Origin of the sequence: Streptomyces sp. NPDC003023 (assembly GCF_042888225.1) — a bacterium.
In the GTDB taxonomy this organism is placed as follows: Bacteria; Actinomycetota; Actinomycetes; order Streptomycetales; family Streptomycetaceae; genus Streptomyces.
Genome location: NZ_JBIAPL010000006.1, coordinates 350379 through 367943 on the forward strand (window position 1 = coordinate 350379; position 17565 = coordinate 367943).

At 69.0% G+C, this 17565-nt stretch carries 21 protein-coding genes, 1 tRNA gene and 1 riboswitch; of the genes, 7 read left to right on the top strand and 15 right to left on the bottom strand.

Annotation, left to right across the window (positions count from 1 at the left end):
• Positions 1 to 17: 17 nt before the first annotated feature.
• From ACFYV1_RS21850 to ACFYV1_RS21860, 3 genes are read right to left on the bottom strand one after another with little or no spacing between them, the layout of a single operon-like run.
• Positions 18 to 974 carry an ATP-binding cassette domain-containing protein gene (locus ACFYV1_RS21850; RefSeq protein WP_389397179.1) on the bottom strand — a complete coding sequence of 319 codons (957 nt, stop codon included), beginning with the start codon at positions 972 to 974 and terminating at the stop codon, positions 18 to 20.
• Between the two features lie 7 nt (positions 975 to 981).
• Entirely contained in the window at positions 982 to 1785 is an 804-nt protein-coding gene (locus tag ACFYV1_RS21855; protein ID WP_389397180.1) for an ABC transporter permease, read from the bottom strand.
• On the bottom strand, positions 1778 to 2578 hold the full coding sequence (locus ACFYV1_RS21860) for an ABC transporter permease (RefSeq protein ID WP_389397181.1): 801 nt from the start codon (positions 2576 to 2578) through the stop codon (positions 1778 to 1780). Before ACFYV1_RS21860 ends, ACFYV1_RS21855 begins: the two co-directional genes overlap by 8 nt.
• Positions 2579 to 2719: 141 nt before the next feature.
• Between ACFYV1_RS21860 and ACFYV1_RS21865 the strand changes: the two genes are divergently transcribed.
• The gene (locus ACFYV1_RS21865; RefSeq protein ID WP_389397182.1) at positions 2720 to 5530 is read left to right on the top strand and encodes a transglycosylase domain-containing protein; all 2811 of its coding nucleotides are present in this window, start codon (positions 2720 to 2722) and stop codon (positions 5528 to 5530) included.
• Here the strand turns inward: ACFYV1_RS21865 and ACFYV1_RS21870 are convergent.
• From ACFYV1_RS21870 to ACFYV1_RS21880, 3 genes are all read right to left on the bottom strand, one after another.
• Positions 5524 to 5844: a DMT family transporter gene (locus tag ACFYV1_RS21870; RefSeq protein ID WP_389397183.1), complete on the bottom strand. Its 321-nt coding sequence runs from the start codon at positions 5842 to 5844 to the stop codon at positions 5524 to 5526. The two genes, ACFYV1_RS21865 and ACFYV1_RS21870, sit on opposite strands and share 7 nt — an antisense overlap.
• Before the next feature lie 50 nt (positions 5845 to 5894).
• Positions 5895 to 5961: riboswitch (guanidine-III (ykkC-III) riboswitch) on the bottom strand.
• A gap of 118 nt (positions 5962 to 6079) precedes the next feature.
• Positions 6080 to 6436 carry a GroES family chaperonin gene (locus ACFYV1_RS21875; RefSeq protein ID WP_389397184.1) on the bottom strand — a complete coding sequence of 119 codons (357 nt, stop codon included), beginning with the start codon at positions 6434 to 6436 and terminating at the stop codon, positions 6080 to 6082.
• 43 nt (positions 6437 to 6479) lie between these two features.
• Complete coding sequence (locus tag ACFYV1_RS21880) at positions 6480 to 6800, bottom strand: DUF3618 domain-containing protein (protein ID WP_389397185.1); 321 nt, start codon at positions 6798 to 6800, stop codon at positions 6480 to 6482.
• Between the two features lie 129 nt (positions 6801 to 6929).
• On the opposite strand from ACFYV1_RS21880, the gene bcp reads away from it, so the two are divergent.
• The 4 genes from bcp to ACFYV1_RS21900 all read left to right on the top strand — a co-directional run bounded on the left by bcp (position 6930) and on the right by ACFYV1_RS21900 (position 9091).
• The gene (gene bcp, locus ACFYV1_RS21885; protein ID WP_389397186.1) at positions 6930 to 7397 is read left to right on the top strand and encodes a thioredoxin-dependent thiol peroxidase; all 468 of its coding nucleotides are present in this window, start codon (positions 6930 to 6932) and stop codon (positions 7395 to 7397) included.
• Between the two features lie 569 nt (positions 7398 to 7966).
• Positions 7967 to 8158, top strand: a complete 192-nt coding sequence (locus ACFYV1_RS21890; RefSeq protein WP_389397187.1) for an HNH endonuclease — start codon at positions 7967 to 7969, stop codon at positions 8156 to 8158.
• 245 nt (positions 8159 to 8403) lie between these two features.
• Positions 8404 to 9054 carry an HNH endonuclease gene (locus ACFYV1_RS21895; protein WP_389397306.1) on the top strand — a complete coding sequence of 217 codons (651 nt, stop codon included), beginning with the start codon at positions 8404 to 8406 and terminating at the stop codon, positions 9052 to 9054.
• A tRNA-Leu gene (locus ACFYV1_RS21900) sits at positions 9016 to 9091 on the top strand. The genes ACFYV1_RS21895 and ACFYV1_RS21900 overlap by 39 nt, the downstream gene beginning before the upstream one ends.
• A 52-nt stretch (positions 9092 to 9143) precedes the next feature.
• On the opposite strand, the gene rdgB is transcribed toward ACFYV1_RS21900, so the two are convergent.
• From rdgB to ACFYV1_RS21920, 4 genes are all read right to left on the bottom strand, one after another.
• A complete protein-coding gene (gene rdgB / locus ACFYV1_RS21905; protein WP_389397188.1) occupies positions 9144 to 9746 on the bottom strand; it encodes an RdgB/HAM1 family non-canonical purine NTP pyrophosphatase in 603 nt (200 codons plus the stop codon).
• A gap of 19 nt (positions 9747 to 9765) precedes the next feature.
• Positions 9766 to 10152, bottom strand: coding sequence for a hypothetical protein (locus ACFYV1_RS21910; RefSeq protein WP_389397189.1), 387 nt, complete (start codon positions 10150 to 10152; stop codon positions 9766 to 9768).
• Positions 10153 to 10247: 95 nt separating this feature from the next.
• Positions 10248 to 10982, bottom strand: coding sequence for a ribonuclease PH (rph, locus tag ACFYV1_RS21915; protein WP_389397190.1), 735 nt, complete (start codon positions 10980 to 10982; stop codon positions 10248 to 10250).
• Between the two features lie 102 nt (positions 10983 to 11084).
• Positions 11085 to 11363, bottom strand: a complete 279-nt coding sequence (locus ACFYV1_RS21920) for a glucose PTS transporter subunit EIIB (RefSeq protein ID WP_389397191.1) — start codon at positions 11361 to 11363, stop codon at positions 11085 to 11087.
• Positions 11364 to 11558: 195 nt separating this feature from the next.
• On the opposite strand from ACFYV1_RS21920, the gene ACFYV1_RS21925 reads away from it, so the two are divergent.
• Positions 11559 to 12815: a PTS transporter subunit EIIC gene (locus ACFYV1_RS21925; RefSeq protein ID WP_389397192.1), complete on the top strand. Its 1257-nt coding sequence runs from the start codon at positions 11559 to 11561 to the stop codon at positions 12813 to 12815.
• 288 nt (positions 12816 to 13103) lie between these two features.
• Entirely contained in the window at positions 13104 to 14372 is a 1269-nt protein-coding gene (locus ACFYV1_RS21930; protein WP_389397193.1) for a PTS transporter subunit EIIC, read from the top strand.
• 86 nt (positions 14373 to 14458) lie between these two features.
• Here the strand turns inward: ACFYV1_RS21930 and ACFYV1_RS21935 are convergent, their stop codons facing one another.
• From ACFYV1_RS21935 to ACFYV1_RS21955, 5 genes are all read right to left on the bottom strand, one after another.
• Positions 14459 to 15211 (bottom strand): MBL fold metallo-hydrolase, encoded by a 753-nt coding sequence (locus tag ACFYV1_RS21935; RefSeq protein ID WP_389397194.1) that lies wholly within the window; start codon positions 15209 to 15211, stop codon positions 14459 to 14461.
• A gap of 191 nt (positions 15212 to 15402) precedes the next feature.
• Positions 15403 to 16353, bottom strand: a complete 951-nt coding sequence (locus ACFYV1_RS21940; protein ID WP_389397195.1) for a PLP-dependent cysteine synthase family protein — start codon at positions 16351 to 16353, stop codon at positions 15403 to 15405.
• 6 nt (positions 16354 to 16359) lie between these two features.
• The gene (locus tag ACFYV1_RS21945; RefSeq protein WP_189883604.1) at positions 16360 to 16647 is read right to left on the bottom strand and encodes a MoaD/ThiS family protein; all 288 of its coding nucleotides are present in this window, start codon (positions 16645 to 16647) and stop codon (positions 16360 to 16362) included.
• A 107-nt stretch (positions 16648 to 16754) separates the two neighbouring features.
• A complete protein-coding gene (locus tag ACFYV1_RS21950) occupies positions 16755 to 16877 on the bottom strand; it encodes a putative leader peptide (RefSeq protein ID WP_389397196.1) in 123 nt (40 codons plus the stop codon).
• A 250-nt stretch (positions 16878 to 17127) separates the two neighbouring features.
• Positions 17128 to 17550 (bottom strand): Mov34/MPN/PAD-1 family protein, encoded by a 423-nt coding sequence (locus ACFYV1_RS21955; RefSeq protein WP_389397197.1) that lies wholly within the window; start codon positions 17548 to 17550, stop codon positions 17128 to 17130.
• Positions 17551 to 17565 lie beyond the last annotated feature (15 nt).

The window sequence follows — 17565 nt, forward strand, 5'->3', positions numbered from 1 at the left end:
CCGTCAAGCAGAGGGGGTCAGGCCGAGCGCTCCGCGTACATCTTCGCGATCACCGCTTCGATGTCGGGCTCCCGCACCGACAGGTCCACCAGCGGATACCGCTCCGCCAGCGTCGCCACCAGCGGTGCCGCCGACACCGAGGCAGGAAAGGCCAGCCACTGCCGCGGCCCCTCCACCTTCACGGTGCGCGCCGACTCCAGCTCGATGGGCGGCAGTTCACGCTCCAGGTCCACCACCAGCGTCCGTTCGCTCTCACCCACCTCGTGCAGCCCGGCCAGCGCCCCGTCGTACATCAGCCGCCCGTGGTCGATCACCATCACGCGCTTGCACAACTGCTCGATGTCCGTGAGATCGTGCGTGGTCAGCAGCACGGTCGTGCCGCTCTCCGCGTTCAGGTCGCGCAGGAACCCCCGCACCTTCGCCTTGGAGACCACGTCCAGTCCGATGGTGGGCTCGTCCAGGTAGAGCACCTCGGGGTCGTGCAGCAGCGCCGCCGCGATGTCGCCCCGCATCCGCTGCCCGAGTGACAGCTGCCGCACCGGCACATCCAGCAGTTCCGCCAGATCGAGCAGTTCGACGCAGCGGTCCAGGTTCCGCCGGAACACCGCGTCCGGGATGCGGTACATACGGTGCATCAGCCGGTACGAGTCGCGCAGCGGCAGGTCCCACCACAGCGTGGTGCGCTGCCCGAAGACCACGCCGATCCGCTGCGCCAGCCGTGTCCGCTCACGCGAGGGGTCGATGCCCGCGACGCGCAGCCGCCCGCCGCTCGGGGTGAGGATGCCGGTCAGCATCTTGATCGTGGTGGACTTCCCGGCACCGTTGGGGCCGATGTAGCCGACCATCTCGCCGCGCGGGACGGTGAAGCTGATTCCGTCCACCGCCCGCACCTGGTGTTTCTCCCTGCGCAGCCGGCCCACCTTCCGCCGCACGTCGAAGACCTTCTCCACGCCGTCGAGTTCGATGAAATCCACTGTGTCCTCAGTTTCCGGTGCTGCGGTACGAACGGAGCCCGGTCCGCCAGGCCAGTGCGGCCAGCCCGAGACAGACCGCGGCGACGGCGGGCGGCAGCAGGGCGAACCAGTCGGGCAGGCCGATCGGGTCGTCGCGGCCCAGTACGTACAGCGACGGCACCCAGTTGACGAAGGCCAGCGGCACAACGAACGTCACGCCGCGCACCAGGTCCTTGGCGAAGATCGACGGCGGGTACTGCAGCAGCGTGTTCCCGCCGTACGTGAAGGAGCTCTGCACCTCGGCCGCGTCCTGCGCGAAGAACTGGAACGCCCCTCCCGCCACGAACACCGACGCGAATATGGCACCGCCGCAGAGCAGCATCATCGGCACCGCCGCCGCCTTCGCCACGGTCCACTCGATGTCGAGGGTCACCAGCGCGTACGTGAGCACCAGCAGCCCCTGCGTCACCCGCCCCAGGCGGCGCAGCGCGAACCGGTCCGCCGCGACCTGCGCGAGCACCGGCACCGGCCGTACGAGGAGGGTGTCCAGCGTGCCGTCCCGTACGCGGCGCCCCAGCCGGTCCATCGACCCCATCACCAGGTCGGCGAGGCCGAAAGCGGTGCTGGTGGTCCCGTACAGGAACGCGATCTCGGGCAGCGAATAGCCGCCCAGCGCGTCGACGTGCGAGAACATCAGCAGGATCGCGACGAAGTCGAACGCGGTGGCCAGAAAGTTCCCGAACGTCGTCATCGCGAACGACGCCCGGTACGCCATCGTCGAGCGCACCCACATCGCCACGATCAGCCCGTACGCCCGCAGCGCGTCACCCACCCTGGACCACCACCCTGCGGGTCGCCACCGACTGCAGCATCCGGCCCGCCGCCAGCAGCGCCAGCGCCCAGCCGCCCTGGAAGGCGTACGCCTGGACCAGCCCCCAGCCCGTGCTCCTGCCGAGGAACACGTCCGCCGGGACCTGCAGCAGCGACGACCAGGGCAGCGCCCGCGCCACGTCCCCCAGCAGTCCGGGGAAGAGGTGCAGCGGCAGCAGCATCCCCGAGAAGAACAGACCCGCCAGCCAGCACATCTGCATCACCCCGGCCCCGTCCATCAGCCAGAACGCCGACAGCGACACCAGGAACCGCACCGCGAAGCTCACCACCACGCCGAGGGCCACCGAGAACAGGAAGGCCAGCCAAGTGAGCGGCGAGGCGGGCAGTGCCAGATCGAAGGCCAGGGCGCCGAGCACCATCGGGACGATGCCCCGGCCCAGCAGGTGGAAGGCGGCCCGGCCCAGGTCGCCGGCCAGCCACCACAGTTGGAGGTCGGCCGGACGGTAGAGGTCGATGGCGATGTCGCCGGTGCGGATGCGCTCGATCAGTTCGTCCTCGAAACCGCCGCCCATCATGGCGCAGGTCATCAGCAGCGCCTGGCCCAGCCACACATAGGTGAGCGCCTGGGACTGGTCGTAGCCACCGAGATGCGGGCGCTCGTCCCACAGGGCGATATAGGTGTACGCCAGGATGAAGCCGAAAACGGTGTTGGTGAACACCCCCGCCGCCGTGGCCACCCGGTACGTCGCGTAGCGCCGGAACCCACCCGCGGCGACGACCGCGTAAAGCCGCACGCCCACTCCCCCTCCACACGCCCGCCCGGGCACCAAAGCGCACGACCCTAGCCCACCCGGACTGGCCACCGCGAGGGGTTTTACCGCCACGGAAGCATCCGAATACGTGGGATAACGGTACGAAAAGTGCAGTATGTGTTCATGAGCGACGAGCCGCAGCAGCAGGGCTGGACACCCCGGGACGCGACGGCAGCCGGCCGGTCCGACAAGGGCAGGCGCAAGGGTGAGGGCAGGGACGAGCACGAGCACGAGGGCACGGACGAGTCCCGTGAAGGCGAAGGCGAAGGCGGCGACGCGGATCCCGAAGCCGGTACGGAGCCCGACTCCGAGGACGAACCCGCGGCCGACGACCAACCCGCCGCCGACGAGGACCCCGACCCGGAAGCTGACCCCGACGCGGAAACGGCCCCCGACGCGGACGACGGCTCCGGGACCGACGAGGACGCAGCGACCGACCGGGAGTCCGACGACACCGGGACACCCGCCGCCGCCCACACCGCCGACTCCCAGAAGGCCCGTGCCACACCCGCCGCCCGCGACGCCGGCCAGAACACCTGGAAGCACACCCCCCGGCCCCGCCCCAAACGCACCGGCTGGCGCCGCGCCGTCCCCACCTGGCGCATCACCGCAGGCTCACTGCTCATCGCGGCACTGCTCGTCATCGCCGGCCTCGTCACCGGCTACCTGCTCGTCGACATCCCGCCCGCCAACGCCGCCGCCACCGCCCAGACCAACGTCTACCTCTACGCGGACGGCACCCACATCGCCCGCGACGGCGACATCAACCGCGAGAACGTCTCCCTCGAGAAGATCCCGCTCACCGTCCAGCACGCCGTACTCGCCGCGGAGGACCGCGACTTCTACAGCGAACCCGCCATCGACCCCCAGGCCATGGTCCGCGCCGCCTGGAACACCGTCACCGGCAAGGGCAAGCAGTCCGGCTCCACCATCACCCAGCAGTACGTCAAGAACTACTACCTCGGCCAGGAACAGACCGTCACCCGCAAGGTGAAGGAGTTCTTCATCGCGATCAAGCTCGGCCGCAACCAGAGCAAGGCCGAGATCCTCGAGGGCTACCTCAACACCAGCTACTTCGGCCGCAACGCCTACGGCATCCAGGCCGCCGCCCACGCCTACTACGGCAAGGACGTCCAGGACCTCGACATCGCCGAGGGCGCCTACCTCGCCGGACTCCTCAACGCCCCCAACGCCTACGACGTCGCCAGCCACCCCGAGAAGAAGCAGGCGGCACTCGCCCGCTGGAACTACGTACTCGGCGGCATGGTCAAGGAGAAGTGGCTCAGCGCGGACGACCGGGAGGCCATGAGCTTCCCCACACCCCGTCAGGCGAAGCCCTCCAGCGGCCTCGCCGGTCAGGGCGGATACATCGTCCAGGCCGTGGAGGAGTACCTCTCCGCACGCGACATCCTCGACGAGAAGACCCTCGCCACCGGCGGATACCGCATCACCACCACCCTGCAGCGACCCAAACAGGACGCACTCGTCGCCGCCGTCGACGACCGGGTGATGTCCAAACTCGACAGCGAGCGCGAGGCCGACCGCGACGTACGGGTCGGCGGCGCCTCCGTCGAACCGGACACCGGCAAGGTCGTCGCCATGTACGGCGGCATCGACTACACCAAGCAGTACGTCAACAACGCCACCCGCCGCGACTACCAGGTCGGCTCCACCTTCAAACCGTTCGTCTTCGCCTCCGCCGTCGAGAACCGCTCCACCACCCAGAACGGCCAACCCATCACCCCCAACGCCATCTACGTCGGCGACAGCAAACGCCCTGTCCAGGGCTGGGACGGCCCCCGCTACGCCCCCGAGAACGAGGACGACGTCTCCTACGGCCCCATCCCCGTACGCGAGGCCGCCGACAACTCCGTCAACGCCGTCTTCGCACAGATGGCCGTCGACGTCGGCCCCGCCCGCGTCATGAACACCGCCGTCGCCCTCGGCCTCCCCAGCACCACGCCCGACCTGAGCCCCTCCCCCTCCATCGCCCTCGGCCCCGCCACCGCCAGCGTCCTCGACATGGCCGGCGCCTACGCCACCCTCGCCAACCACGGCAAGCACGTCTCCCACACACTCGTCGAGAAGATCAGCAAGAACGGCGTCGACATCGCGCTCCCCGAGCCGCGCACCGTCCAGGCCGTCAGCCGTGAGGCCGCCGACACCACCACCTACGTACTGCGTGGCGTCGTCGACGGCGGCACCGGCTCCGCCGCCCAGTCCGCCGGCCGCCCCGCCGCGGGCAAGACCGGCACCGCGGAGGAGGACAGGGCGGCCTGGTTCGCCGGCTACACCCCCGACCTCGCCACCGTCGTCGCCGTCATGGGCCAGAACCCGAAGACCGGGGTCCAGACATCGCTGTACGGGGCCCTCGGCATGTCACGCATCAACGGCGGCGGCGCACCCGCCGAGATCTGGGGGCAGTACACGGCCGCCGCCCTCGAAGGGGCCGAGGTCAAGGACTTCGAGCTGCAACTCGCACCGGGTGCGGACGACCCGCCGCCGGACCCGCGCGACCTCCGCGACCCCGACGACCCCAACGACCGGGGCCGCTCCGGTGAGCCCGAGAACCCCGACCGGCCCCGCGAACCGGGCGAGCAGGCCGGCGACGGCCGCGACAGCGGCGGCCCCTACGGGCGCGGCGGGGCAGGCGGCAGCGGACGCCCCGGCACCGCACGGAGCCCCGGCGCCACCAAAGCGACGCCCGTGAAACCGGGACGAGCGGAACAGCCCGGCCGGCCCGGACACCCGGCTAGGTCCGAACAGCCCGGCCGGCCCGGCGCACCCGGCGCACCCGGCGCACCCGGCGCACCTGCCGCCGGCACAACCGCCGGACCGGGTACCGGCGCGGCCGGACCCACCCCCTCGCCACAACCGGAGCCGGCGTTCGCACCCGCAGCGGACGACGGCCTCCCTGCCTGGCCTCTTCAGTGACCCGAGGTCGCCTTCAGACCGACCACCGCCACCAGCAGCAGACACACGAAGAAGATCCGGGCAGCGGTCACCGGCTCGTCCAGCACCAGCATGCCGACAACGGCCGCGCCCGCCGCACCGATACCCACCCACACCCCGTACGCCGTACCGATCGGCAGGGACTTCGCGGCGTACGACAACAGCAGCATGCTCGACACGATCCCCGCACCGGTGAACACACTCGGCCACAGCCTGGTGAACCCCTCGGTGAACTTCATCCCGATCGCCCAGCCCACTTCGAGCAGACCGGCGACGACAAGCAGAACCCAGGCCATGACGGCACCTCCGAGACGCGCGACAACGCGCAACACGCGGACAACAACGGGGTGCGTCGTCTTTTCCTACCCGGTACGGCGCGTCTCGTCGGGGTCCCCCCAACGTAGCAAGCCCCCCGGCCCCGGACAGCACAAAGGGCCGGTGACCTCGGCCACCAGCCCTCTCGCGACACCTGCGAACAGCGGCGCCACCGCCGACACGGAACCACAGGTGCGGAACCACAGCTGTACGGAACTACAGATACAGCCCCGTGGAATCCTCCGACCCCTGGAAACGGTCCGCGGCCACCGCGTGCAGATCCCGCTCCCGCATCAGCACGTAGGCCACACCCCGCACCTCGACCTCGGCCCGGTCCTCAGGGTCGTACAGCACCCGGTCCCCCACCTCGACCGTCCGCACGTTCTGCCCGACCGCGACAACCTCGGCCCAGGCCAGCCTCCGGCCGACCGCCGCGGTCGCCGGAATGACGATGCCACCGCTGGAACGCCGCTCGCCCTCCGGGATGTCCGTCCTCACCAGAACCCGGTCGTGCAGCATCCGGATGGGCAGCTTGTCGTGCTGAGGGCTGTGCTTATGACTGTTGGCGCTCACCCGACGAACCTACCTGCCCGGACAGGCCCCATGCCCCGCAGGGTCACGAACGGCGCCTGCGCGCCGACACCGCCAACAGGCCCACCAGCGCCACCGCGACCACCGCGACGGGTACCAGCCGTTCCAGCCTCGGCGCCCCGTCCTCGGAGACGAACTTCTCCTTCACATCCGAGACGGACCGGTTCACCGCGACGAAAGCGCGTCCGGCCGTCCGGTCCACGGCTCCGGCGACCTTGGCCTTCGCTTCACCGATGACCGTCTTGGGGTGCACACGCACACCGATCTCGTCGAGCGTCTCGGCGAGCCGCTCACGCCTGCGGACGATGTCCGCCTCGATCTGCGCAGGGGTCCTGGCATCCGACACCGCGCTGCCTCCGTGGTCGTGTTTCTGTGGGTCCTTCGTCGACAGTCTGTCAGCTCGGACGCGACTGCACCCGACGGCACCCCCATTACGCTCGACGCCGTACGCACCGACCGCCCATCGAGGAGAACCATGAGCGAGCGACTTCAGCCCGGCGACACCGCCCCCGCCTTCACCCTTCCCGACGCCGACGGCAACGAGGTCTCGCTCGCCGACCACAAGGGCCGCAAGGTGATCGTGTACTTCTACCCCGCCGCCCTCACCCCCGGCTGCACCAAGCAGGCCTGCGACTTCACCGACAACCTCGAGCTGCTGGCCGGCGCCGGATACGACGTCATCGGCGTGTCGCCGGACAAGCCGGAGAAGCTCGCGAAGTTCCGCGAGAAGGAGTCCCTCAAGGTGACGCTCGTCGGCGACCCCTCCAAGGAGGTCCTGACGGCGTACGGCGCGTTCGGCGAGAAAAAGCTCTACGGCAAGACAGTGACGGGCGTGATCCGCTCCACGATCGTCGTCGACGAAAACGGGAAGGTCGAGCGCGCCCTGTACAACGTCAAGGCCACCGGCCACGTCGCCAAGATCATCAAGGACCTCGGCGTCTGAGCCCTCCCGGCACCGGAACGGCCCGCCCCGCCAAGAGCGGGACGGGCCGTTCCGTTTCACGGACGTAACTGTCCGATATTCGGTTCGTTACTCCGTACGAGACCGCGAACACGCGGCCGGGACGGAGGGGGACGATGGCTACGAAATACACGCGGGAGTTACTCACCGAGGCGGCTCGGGATGCGACCACCTGGGACGAAGCCGTGCGCAGATCCGGAGGGACTCCGACGCCGGGTACAAGGCGCTATCTGCGCCGCCGGATGGAGACCTTCGGCATCGACACCTCACACATCCGGTCCGGGTGGGCACGACACACCGAAGAGCGGTTGCGTGAACTGGTGGCACGATCGGCCAGTGTCCGGGAAGTTGTGCTGGGCCTGGGCATCGATCCCGTCGGAGGCAACCACGCCCACATCAGCCGCCGGATCGCCGCTCTCGGCATCGATACCTCGCATTTCACCGGCGCACGTCGGCGGGCACCGAAAGGATCTCGCGGTGACGTACTCACACTGCGGGATCCGAGCGAGGGACGGACTCCCGGCAGTCGACTCCGCCGGAGTCTCCTTCAGATGGGGCTGCCAGAAGTGTGCGCGGAGTGCGGCATCGGCACACGATGGCACGACAAGCCCCTGCGCCTCGAAGTAGACCACCGAAACGGCGACTGGTGGGACAACCGGCCCGACAACCTGCGACTCCTGTGCCCCAACTGCCATGCGGTGACGGACACGTATCGAGGCCGAAAGCGGAGGGCCGCACTGTGAGCGCCAGTTACCCCCGCGACCTCCTGGCCAGAACGGCAGCGGTCTCGACGAGTCTGGTCGATCTCATGCGCCGGGTCGATGCTCCCATGGGCAGCATCGCGCAGCGATATATCCGTCACCGGCTCAAGACGTACGCCATCGACACCTCCCATTTCGTCGACGAGCAGTTGCCACCGCGCGAGCGCCGCTCGTATTCGAAAGTGCGGCTGTCCGAAGCCGCTGCCCATTCGAAGAGCATCCGGGAGATGCTGGAGTATCTCGGCTACGCGCCGAACGACAGCCCCTACGGCCACATACGCAAGAAACTCGACCAGTTCGGGATCGACACATCGCACTTCACCCGCGGCTGGGGTTATGGCACAGAGACTCTCCGCCGCGAGGAACTCGTATCCGCCGTACGGGATTCCAACAGCCTGGCCGGAGTGCTCAGGCTGCTGAAGAGACCGGACAACGGCTCCTCGCGGAGGACGGTCCAGCGGAGTATCGAAGCCCATGGCCTGTCGGTCGAGCACTTCACCGGTCGAGCCCACGCCAGAGGCGTGAGATCTCCGTATCGAAGGGCTGCCGGTGACATCCTGCGACGCCAGGAATCCGGTTCCCCCCGCACGCGGACGGCCCTGCTCCGACGGGCGCTGGACGATCTCGGTGTGCCCCACGTCTGCGCCGAGTGCGGAATTGGCGATGCCTGGCGCGGCAGGCCGCTGGTCCTGGAGATCGACCACATCAACAGTGACCGGCTCGACAACCGGCGTGAGAACCTCCGGTACTTGTGCCCGTCGTGCCACAGCCAGACGAGCAGCTTCTCCAGGGGGACACCTGCACCACCTCAGGTCAGGGCACAGTACAGTGGCAGCCGCGGGTCCGTACCCCAGCTGGATAAGAGGGCGCCGGTTTAGGTCCGGTGTGTCGTGGGTTCGAGTCCCACCGGGCCCACAGAAGGGGCGTGGCACCAGGATCGGTGCCACGCCCCTTGTCGTGCGTCCACTCAACTCAGCAGTTCCCTGACCACCGGCACCAGGGCCCGGAAGGCCTTGCCGCGGTGGCTGATCGCGTTCTTCTCCGCCGGGGTGAGTTCCGCACAGGTACGGGACTCGCCGTCGGGCTGGAGGATCGGGTCGTAGCCGAAGCCGTTCGTGCCGTGCGGGGTGTGGCGCAGGGTGCCGGTGAGGCGGCCCTCGACGACGCGTTCCGTGCCGTCGGGCAGGGCGAGCGCCGCCGCGCAGGCGAAGTGGGCGGCGCGGTGCGGCGGATCGATGTCGGAGAGTTGGGCGAGCAGCAGGTCGAGGTTGGCCCGGTCGTCGCCGTGGCGGCCGGCCCAGCGCGCGGAGAAGATGCCGGGCGCGCCGCCGAGGACGTCGACGCAGAGGCCGGAGTCGTCGGCGACGGCGGGCAGGCCGGTGGCGCGGGCGAGGGCGTGGGCCTTGAGGAGGGCGTTCTCCGCGAAGGTGACGCCGGTTTCCTTGACGTCGGGGATCTCCGGGAAGGCGTCCGCGCCGACGAGGTCGTGGGTGAGACCGGCGTCGGCGAGGATGGCCCTGAGTTCGGTGATCTTTCCGGCGTTGCGGGTGGCGAGGATCAGTCGGGTCATGCGCTCGATTATCCGGGGGTCATCCGGGGGTGCAGACCTTGCCGATCTCGGTGGCCGCGTCGGTGACGGGGCTGATGTCGGGGGTGGCGTCGCCGCCTTCGATGGACTTGCGCACGTTGTCGACGCCGGCCGAGAGGTCGTCGACGGCCTTGCTGAGGTCGGCGTTGTCGGTTCTGTCGCCGAGGCTGTCGAGTTCGCGGTCGATGTCGTCGAGCGCTTCGCGGGCCTTGGTGGGGTCCTCGGTGGCGGTGGAGACGGCTTCCGTGAGCTTGTTGACGCTGGTGGCGATGGCGTCGGCCGTCTCGACGCAGTCGAGTGCCTTGTCGATGGCGCTGCAGCCGACGGCTGCGGGCACGATGAGGGCAGCGGCGGCGATGGCGAGTGCGGTGCGGCGGCGCGCGGACATCAGTTACGGTCCTCCCCGGGTACGGACGGGCGTACGGTTCGGCCCGTACGCCCGTGTCTGTAACGACGCCCCTTGGGGCGTTCTTGGTTGCTTCTTTACTCTGCGGAGCGGGCGAGGGCTTCGACCTGGAGTGCGGCGAGGTCGGCGCAGCCTCCGGTGGCGAGGTCGAGGAGGGCGTTGAGCTCCTTGCGGTCGAAGGGTTCGGCTTCCGCGGTGCCCTGGACCTCGACGAAGCGGCCGTCGCCGGTGCAGACGACGTTCATGTCGGTCTCGGCGCGGACGTCCTCCTCGTAGCAGAGGTCGAGGAGGGGGGTGCCGTCGACGATGCCGACGCTGACGGCGGCGACGGTGCCGGTGAGGGGTTTGCGGCCGGCTTTGACGACCTTCTTGTTCTGGGCCCAGGTGATGGCGTCGGCGAGGGCGACGTAGGCGCCGGTGATGGCGGCGGTGCGGGTGCCGCCGTCGGCCTGGAGGACGTCGCAGTCGAGGACGACGGTGTTCTCGCCGAGTGCCTTGTAGTCGATGACTGCTCGCAGGGAGCGGCCGATGAGGCGGCTGATCTCGTGGGTGCGGCCGCCGATCTTGCCGCGTACGGATTCGCGGTCGCCGCGGGTGTTGGTGGAGCGGGGCAGCATCGAGTACTCGGAGGTGACCCAGCCTTCGCCGCTGCCCTTGCGCCAGCGGGGGACGCCTTCGGTGAAGGAGGCGGTGCAGAAGACCTTGGTGTCTCCGAAGGAGATGAGGACGGAGCCCTCGGCGTGCTTGCTCCATCCGCGTTCGATGGTGACGGGGCGGAGCTGTTCGGGGGTGCGGCCGTCGATTCGAGACATGGCGCCGAGCCTATCGGCAGATGGGTGAGGGGCCTGTTCCGGTGGTTCGGATCAGGCCCCTGGGTGGTCCGGCGTTGGGGAGCGGACCTGGTGGTCAGGTGTTCACATCATGTCTTCGATGTCGGCGGCGATCGGGTCGGCGTCGGTGCCGATGACGACCTGGATGGCGTTGCCCATCTTGACGACTCCGTGGGCGCCGGCGGCCTTGAGTGCGGTCTCGTCGACGAGGCTGGGGTCGGCGACCTCGGTGCGGAGGCGGGTGATGCAGCCCTCGATCTCCTCGATGTTCTCGATTCCGCCGAGCCCGGCGACGATCTTCTCAGCCTTGCTGGCCATGTCTTTCTCCCTGCGTTCGGAGCGTTGAGCGCTGCCTCGGCCCATCGCCTCGGCCCACCGTAGGTCTGGTTTGTCACGGTAACGCACGGTTGGCCCATCTTCACGGGCGAGTAACCGTCTTGTACCCAAAGATGACGATCACCGGCGCCCTGTCTCGTGACCGGGCCCCAGGACCGTATCGCGACTGGTCTACACCAGTCTGCAACACCTGCCAAACCAGGCCTGTTCCGGGAGGACCCGATGAGCTCCGAGAGCGTGACCGCGCCGCGGCAGAAGTGGTGGAACGGACTCTTCCAGGGACTGCAGAAGGTGGGCCGCAGCCTTCAACTCCCGGTCGCCGTCCTTCCCGCGGCGGGTCTGCTGGTCAGCCTCGGCAACCTGTTCGGCGCCTATCTGGACGGCGCGTTCTGGGAGAAGACCTCGAAGGTCCTGATCATGGGCGGCACGGGCATCCTCGACGGTGCGCTCGGGCTCCCCCTGCTGTTCTGCATCGGTGTGGCGATCGGCTTCGCGAAGAAGGCCGACGGTTCCACCGCGCTCGCCGCGGTCGCGGGCTTTCTCGTCTACTACAGCGTGCTCAAGGCCTTCCCGGTCGAGGGCACGGTGACGGAGGCGCTCCCGGCGGGCACTCCGCAGAACCCGGGCGTGCTCGGCGGCATCCTGATCGGTCTGCTGACGGCGGTGATCTGGCAGCGCTACCACCGCACCAGGCTCGTCGACTGGCTCGGCTTCTTCAACGGCCGCCGGCTGGTGCCGATCATCATGGCTTTCGTCTGCTGCGTTCTGGGTGTGCTGTTCGGGCTCCTGTGGGATCCGGTGGGTGACGCGCTGACGGCCTTCTCGAAGCGGTTGATCGACCTGGGCGCGTGGGGCGCGGGCATCTTCGGCGTGGCCAACCGTCTGCTGATCCCGATCGGCATGCACCAGTTCCTGAACACGTTCTTCTGGTTCCAGGCCGGTGAGTACGACGACGAGGGCACGATGGTGCAGGGCGACCTGACGCGCTTCTTCGCGGGTGACCCCGATGCCGGTCTGTTCATGACGGGCTTCTTCCCGATCATGATGTTCGGTCTTCCGGCGGCCGCCCTCGCGATCACGCACTGCGCCCGTCCCGAGCACCGCAAGCGGGTCGCCGGTCTGATGTTCTCCGTCGCTCTGACGTCGTTCGTGACGGGCGTGACCGAGCCGCTCGAGTTCTCCTTCATGTTCGCCGCGCCTCTGCTGTACGGCCTGCACGCGCTGTTGACCGGTGCGTCGATGGCGATCACCTGGGCGCTGGGTGCGCACGCCGGCTTCAGTTTCTCCGCGGGACTGATCGACTACGTCGTGAACTGGCATCTGGGGACGAAGCCTTGGCTGATCCTGCCGATCGGCGCGTGTTTCGCGGTGATTTACTACGTGGTCTTCCGATTGGCGATCACTTTGTTCAACATTCCTACGCCCGGCCGGGAGCCGGAGGAGGTGCAGGAGGAGATGGAGCGGGAGGCGACGAAGTAGGCGGCTTCGGGCCCGTCGGGGCTGGTGGGCGGGCTCTCGGACCTCGGCGGTCCGGGGGCCTTCGTCTGCGTTGTCCGGATCGTTACCCGGACCGGAAAATTCGCAGGTTCCTTATCCAACCCTCACCGTGCTACAACAGGTCTACACCACTCAATGGTGTAGACCATGCGGTCCAGACCATAGGCCGCGTTCCCCGTACAAGACGCCGCCCTCCCCCGTAGTCATCCCTTCTGGCGGCGCCTTGCCCGCCCTCGGCCTTCGGCCGGGGGGACCCCCAGGAGGAAGTTGATGACCACGGCCGGCGCCGCCCCCGGGGCGGACAAGAAGAAGAGGGGCGCGGGTGCGATGGCTGTCATGCAGCGCATCGGCCGCAGCCTCATGCTGCCTGTCGCCGTGCTGCCCGCCGCCGCGCTCCTGGTGCGCTTCGGCCAGCCCGACATGCTCGGCAAGGAGTCGTTCCCGACCTTCGTCACGAAGATCGCCGGTTACATGTCCGCCGGCGGCGGCGCGATCCTCGACAACATGGCGCTGCTGTTCGCCGTCGGTATCGCGATCGGCTTCGCGAAGAAGTCGGACGGCTCCACGGCGCTGGCGGCCGTGGCCGGCTACCTCGTCTTCAAGAGCGTGCTCGGCACCTTCACGGACAGCAGCCTGCCCAAGAAGGAAGCCATAGTCGACGGCAAGATCGTCATGGTCGAGCAGGCGGTCGACGCCAAGGTCCTCGGCGGCGTCGTCATGGGCATCGTGGTCGCGCTGCTCTACCAGCGCTTCTACCGCACGAAGCTGCCCGACTGGGCGGGCTTCTTCGGCGGTCGCCGTCTGGTGCCGATCCTCTCCTCCTTCGCCGGTCTGCTCGTCGGCATCGTCTTCGGTCTCATCTGGCCGTGGCTGGGCACCGGTCTGCACAACCTCGGTGAGTGGCTGGTCGGCTCCGGCGCCGTCGGCGCGGGCATCTTCGGCGTCGCCAACCGTGCGCTCATCCCGGTCGGCATGCACCACCTGCTCAACTCGTTCCCGTGGTTCCAGGCCGGCGAGTACAACGGCAAGAGCGGCGACATCGCCCGGTTCCTCGAGGGCGACCCGTCCGCGGGACAGTTCATGACCGGCTTCTTCCCGATCATGATGTTCGCGCTCCCGGCGGCCTGCCTCGCGATCGTGCACTGTGCCCGCCCCGAGCGCCGCAAGGTCGTCGGCGGCATGATGTTCTCGCTGGCGCTGACCTCGTTCGTCACCGGTGTCACCGAGCCGATCGAGTTCACCTTCATGTTCATCGCACCGGTGCTGTACGCGATCCACGCGGTGCTGACCGGTGTCTCCATGGCTCTGACCTGGGCGCTCGGCATGAAGGACGGCTTCGGCTTCTCCGCCGGCGCGGTGGACTTCCTGCTGAACCTGGGCATCGCGTCCAACCCGTGGGGTCTGGCGCTCGTCGGCCTCTGCTTCGCGGCGGTCTACTACGCGGTGTTCCGCTTCGCGATCACCAAGTTCAACATCCCGACGCCGGGCCGTGAGTCCGACGAGGAGCTCGCCGAGCTGCAGAAGGCCGAGGCGAAGTAGCCCCGCCGCCTCTACGCTCGAAAGCCCCTGCCCTCCGCACGGAGGGCAGGGGCTTCGACCGTTTGGCGCGAAGGACGCGCGGGGCGTCAGATCTCGTAGACCGCGCCCGGGCGGGCGACCACCGTCGGACCGGAGTAGACGGCCGTCGCGTCGCGCAGGGTCTGCTGGGGATCCGTCCACGGGGGGATGTGGGTCAGGACCAGTCGGCCGGCGTTCGCGCGCCGCGCGTAGGCCCCCGCCTCGCGGCCGTTGAGGTGGAGGTCGGGGATGTCCTCCTTGCCGTGCGTGAAGGACGCCTCGCACAGGAAGAGGTCCGCGCCCGCGGCGAGGTCGTCCAGCCCGTCGCAGACGCCGGTGTCGCCGGAGTACGTGAGCGTCTTCCCGCCGTGTTCGATCCGGATGCCGTACGCCTCGACGGGGTGCGCCATCCTCTCCGTGCGTACGGAGAACGGGCCGATCTCGAAGTGGCCCGGCTTCAGGGTGTGGAAGTCGAACACCTCGCTCATGGAGGAGGCGGAGGGCGTGTCGGCGTAGGCCGTGGTCAGACGCTGTTCGGTGCCCTCGGGGCCGTGGACCGGGATGGCGGGGCAGCGGCCGCCGTCGTGGCGGTAGTAGCGGGCGACGAAGTACCCGCACATGTCGATGCAGTGGTCCGCGTGGAGATGGCTGAGGAAGATGGCGTCGAGATCGTAGAGACCGCAGTGGCGCTGCAGCTCGCCGAGGGCGCCGTTGCCCATGTCGAGGAGCAGCCGGAAGCCGTCGGCCTCTACGAGGTAGCTCGAGCAGGCCGATTCCGCGGACGGGAACGACCCGGAGCAGCCGACGACGGTGAGCTTCATGGAGCTGGAACCTCCGTGGACGGGGAGGGCTGGGGGAAGGTCGTGCGGTCCGTCGAGCGTAAGGCGCGAAAGCGCTGGTCGCTCCTCAGCCGCCCCGTGTTGTGGGTAACGTCACCCCCCGTCCCGGTGTCGGGACGAGGGGTGACATCGCCTGGTTCGTATGAAGTTGTGACCGGTGGCGCGGTGCGGGGTCAGGCCCAGAGCTGGCCCTGCAGGGTCTCGATCGCCGCTTCGGTGGTTTCCGCGGTGTAGACGCCCGTCGAGAGGTACTTCCATCCGCCGTCGGCGACGACGAAGACGATGTCCGCCCGCTCTCCCGCCTTGACCGCCTTCCTGCCGACGCCGAGCGCGGCGTGGAGCACCGCGCCGGTGGAGACACCGGCGAAGATGCCCTCCTGCTGGAGGAGTTCGCGGGTGCGGGTGACGGCGTCCGCGGAGCCGACCGAGAAGCGGGTGGTCAGGACGGACGCGTCGTAGAGCTCGGGGACGAAGCCCTCGTCGAGGTTGCGCAGCCCGTAGACGAGGTCGTCGTAGCGGGGCTCGGCGGCGACGATCTTCACGTCGGGCTTGTTCTCGCGGAGGTAGCGCCCGACTCCCATGAGCGTGCCGGTGGTGCCGAGGCCGGCGACGAAGTGGGTGACGGAGGGCAGGTCGGCGAGGATCTCCGGGCCGGTGGTGGCGTAGTGGGCGCCGGCGTTGTCCGGGTTTCCGTACTGGTAGAGCATGACCCAGGACGGGTTCTGTGCGGCGAGGTCCTTGGCGACGCGTACGGCGGTGTTGGAGCCGCCCGCCGCGGGGGACGAGATGATCTCGGCGCCCCACATCTTGAGCAGGTCCCGGCGTTCCTGGGAGGTGTTCTCCGGCATGACGCAGACGATGCGGTAGCCCTTGAGCCTGGCCGCCATCGCCAGTGAGATGCCGGTGTTGCCGCTGGTGGGCTCGAGGATGGTGCAGCCCGGGGTGAGGCGTCCGTCCTTCTCGGCCTGCTCGACCATGTGGAGCGCGGGGCGGTCCTTGATCGAGCCGGTGGGGTTGCGGTCCTCGAGCTTGGCCCAGATCCGGACGTCCTCGGAGGGGGACAGCCTGGGGAGTCGGACCAGGGGCGTGTTGCCCACGGCCGCCAGCGGGGAGTCGTAGCGCATCGGGGATCAGACCATCCCGCCGGCGACGGCCGGGAGGATCGTGACGCTGTCGCCGTCGGCGAGCTTGGTGGAGATGCCGTCGAGGAAGCGGACGTCCTCGTCGTTCAGGTAGACGTTGACGAAGCGTCGCAGCTGGTCGCCGTTGGCCTTGTCGACGATCCGCTCCTCGATGCCGTTGTGGCGGCTCTCGAGGTCGGCGAAGAGCTCGGCAAGGGTGTCCCCGTTGCCCTCGACCGCCTTGGCGCCGTCGGTGTAGGTGCGGAGGATGGTCGGGATGCGGACCTCGATGGCCATGACGTGGGCTCCTGTTGTGGTGATGGCGTAGGGCGCGCGGCTGTGGCCCCCGCGCGTGGGGGTCGTGCTGGCTGGTGGTGCGCTCGTACGTCGGTCGGGCTGCGCTGTTACGGACGGAGGAGGGCGCGGCCGGTACACATCGCGCTGGCGAGGCGGCACAGGTCGACGTGCAGCCGCGCCACGAGCAGCAGGGTGCTCGGCGTCTTGTCGCTCACGTCAGGGAGAACCATGCGCTCATCGTATCGATTCCCGGTCCGGATCCCGGAGTGTGATCTCGCATGATGGACTTCTGTTGCTCGGAATGCGGACAGACCGGGTGCGGCGAGGCTTCTGCCGGGGCATTTCCGCGCCCTCTGTGTGGTCGGCGCAGGCGGCAGGTCGGGTCCCGGCTTCGGGGCAGGGCCTGGTCGCAGTGGCGGGACGGCGCCGGGTTCGCGCCGGCTTCCGGGCCCTGCCGCCTCGGACGTCGACCGGTCGGGCTCAGTACGCGTCGACGACCTTCACATCCTCCTCCGTGATCACGCCGTCCACGATGCGGAACGAGCGGAACTGGAAGGGGCCCGCGTCGTCGGTGTCGGCGGTGGAGACCAGGACGTAGTGGGCTCCGGGCTCGTTGGCGTAGGTCACGTCGGTGCGGGAGGGGTACGCCTCGGTCGCGGTGTGCGAGTGGTAGATGATCACCGGCTCCTCGTCGCGGTCGTCCAGCTCGCGGTAGAGCTTGAGCAGGTCACCGGAGTCGAACTCGTAGAACGTGGGCGACCGGGCCGCGTTCAGCATCGGGATGAAGCGCTCGGGACGGCCGGAGCCCTCGGGTCCGGCGACGACGCCGCAGGCCTCGTCGGGGTGGTCCTCGCGGGCGTGGGCGACGATCTGGTCGAAGAGGGCCTGGGTGATGGTCAGCATGAGCCACAGGATAGG

What these genes read in the sequence shown, in the direction of transcription:
- ACFYV1_RS21865 (WP_389397182.1), top strand. Translation starts at nt 2,720, where the DNA reads ATGAGCGACGAGCCGCAGCAGCAGGGCTGGACACCCCGGGACGCGACG.
- ACFYV1_RS21870 (WP_389397183.1), bottom strand. Translation starts at nt 5,844, where the DNA reads ATGGCCTGGGTTCTGCTTGTCGTCGCCGGTCTGCTCGAAGTGGGCTGG.
- bcp (WP_389397186.1), top strand. Translation starts at nt 6,930, where the DNA reads ATGAGCGAGCGACTTCAGCCCGGCGACACCGCCCCCGCCTTCACCCTT.
- ACFYV1_RS21890 (WP_389397187.1), top strand. Translation starts at nt 7,967, where the DNA reads ATGGGGCTGCCAGAAGTGTGCGCGGAGTGCGGCATCGGCACACGATGG.
- ACFYV1_RS21895 (WP_389397306.1), top strand. Translation starts at nt 8,404, where the DNA reads ATGCTGGAGTATCTCGGCTACGCGCCGAACGACAGCCCCTACGGCCAC.
- rdgB (WP_389397188.1), bottom strand. Translation starts at nt 9,746, where the DNA reads ATGACCCGACTGATCCTCGCCACCCGCAACGCCGGAAAGATCACCGAA.
- ACFYV1_RS21910 (WP_389397189.1), bottom strand. Translation starts at nt 10,152, where the DNA reads ATGTCCGCGCGCCGCCGCACCGCACTCGCCATCGCCGCCGCTGCCCTC.
- rph (WP_389397190.1), bottom strand. Translation starts at nt 10,982, where the DNA reads ATGTCTCGAATCGACGGCCGCACCCCCGAACAGCTCCGCCCCGTCACC.
- ACFYV1_RS21920 (WP_389397191.1), bottom strand. Translation starts at nt 11,363, where the DNA reads ATGGGCCGAGGCAGCGCTCAACGCTCCGAACGCAGGGAGAAAGACATG.
- ACFYV1_RS21925 (WP_389397192.1), top strand. Translation starts at nt 11,559, where the DNA reads ATGAGCTCCGAGAGCGTGACCGCGCCGCGGCAGAAGTGGTGGAACGGA.
- ACFYV1_RS21930 (WP_389397193.1), top strand. Translation starts at nt 13,104, where the DNA reads ATGACCACGGCCGGCGCCGCCCCCGGGGCGGACAAGAAGAAGAGGGGC.
- ACFYV1_RS21935 (WP_389397194.1), bottom strand. Translation starts at nt 15,211, where the DNA reads ATGAAGCTCACCGTCGTCGGCTGCTCCGGGTCGTTCCCGTCCGCGGAA.
- ACFYV1_RS21940 (WP_389397195.1), bottom strand. Translation starts at nt 16,353, where the DNA reads ATGCGCTACGACTCCCCGCTGGCGGCCGTGGGCAACACGCCCCTGGTC.
- ACFYV1_RS21945 (WP_189883604.1), bottom strand. Translation starts at nt 16,647, where the DNA reads ATGGCCATCGAGGTCCGCATCCCGACCATCCTCCGCACCTACACCGAC.
- ACFYV1_RS21950 (WP_389397196.1), bottom strand. Translation starts at nt 16,877, where the DNA reads ATGGTTCTCCCTGACGTGAGCGACAAGACGCCGAGCACCCTGCTGCTC.
- ACFYV1_RS21955 (WP_389397197.1), bottom strand. Translation starts at nt 17,550, where the DNA reads ATGCTGACCATCACCCAGGCCCTCTTCGACCAGATCGTCGCCCACGCC.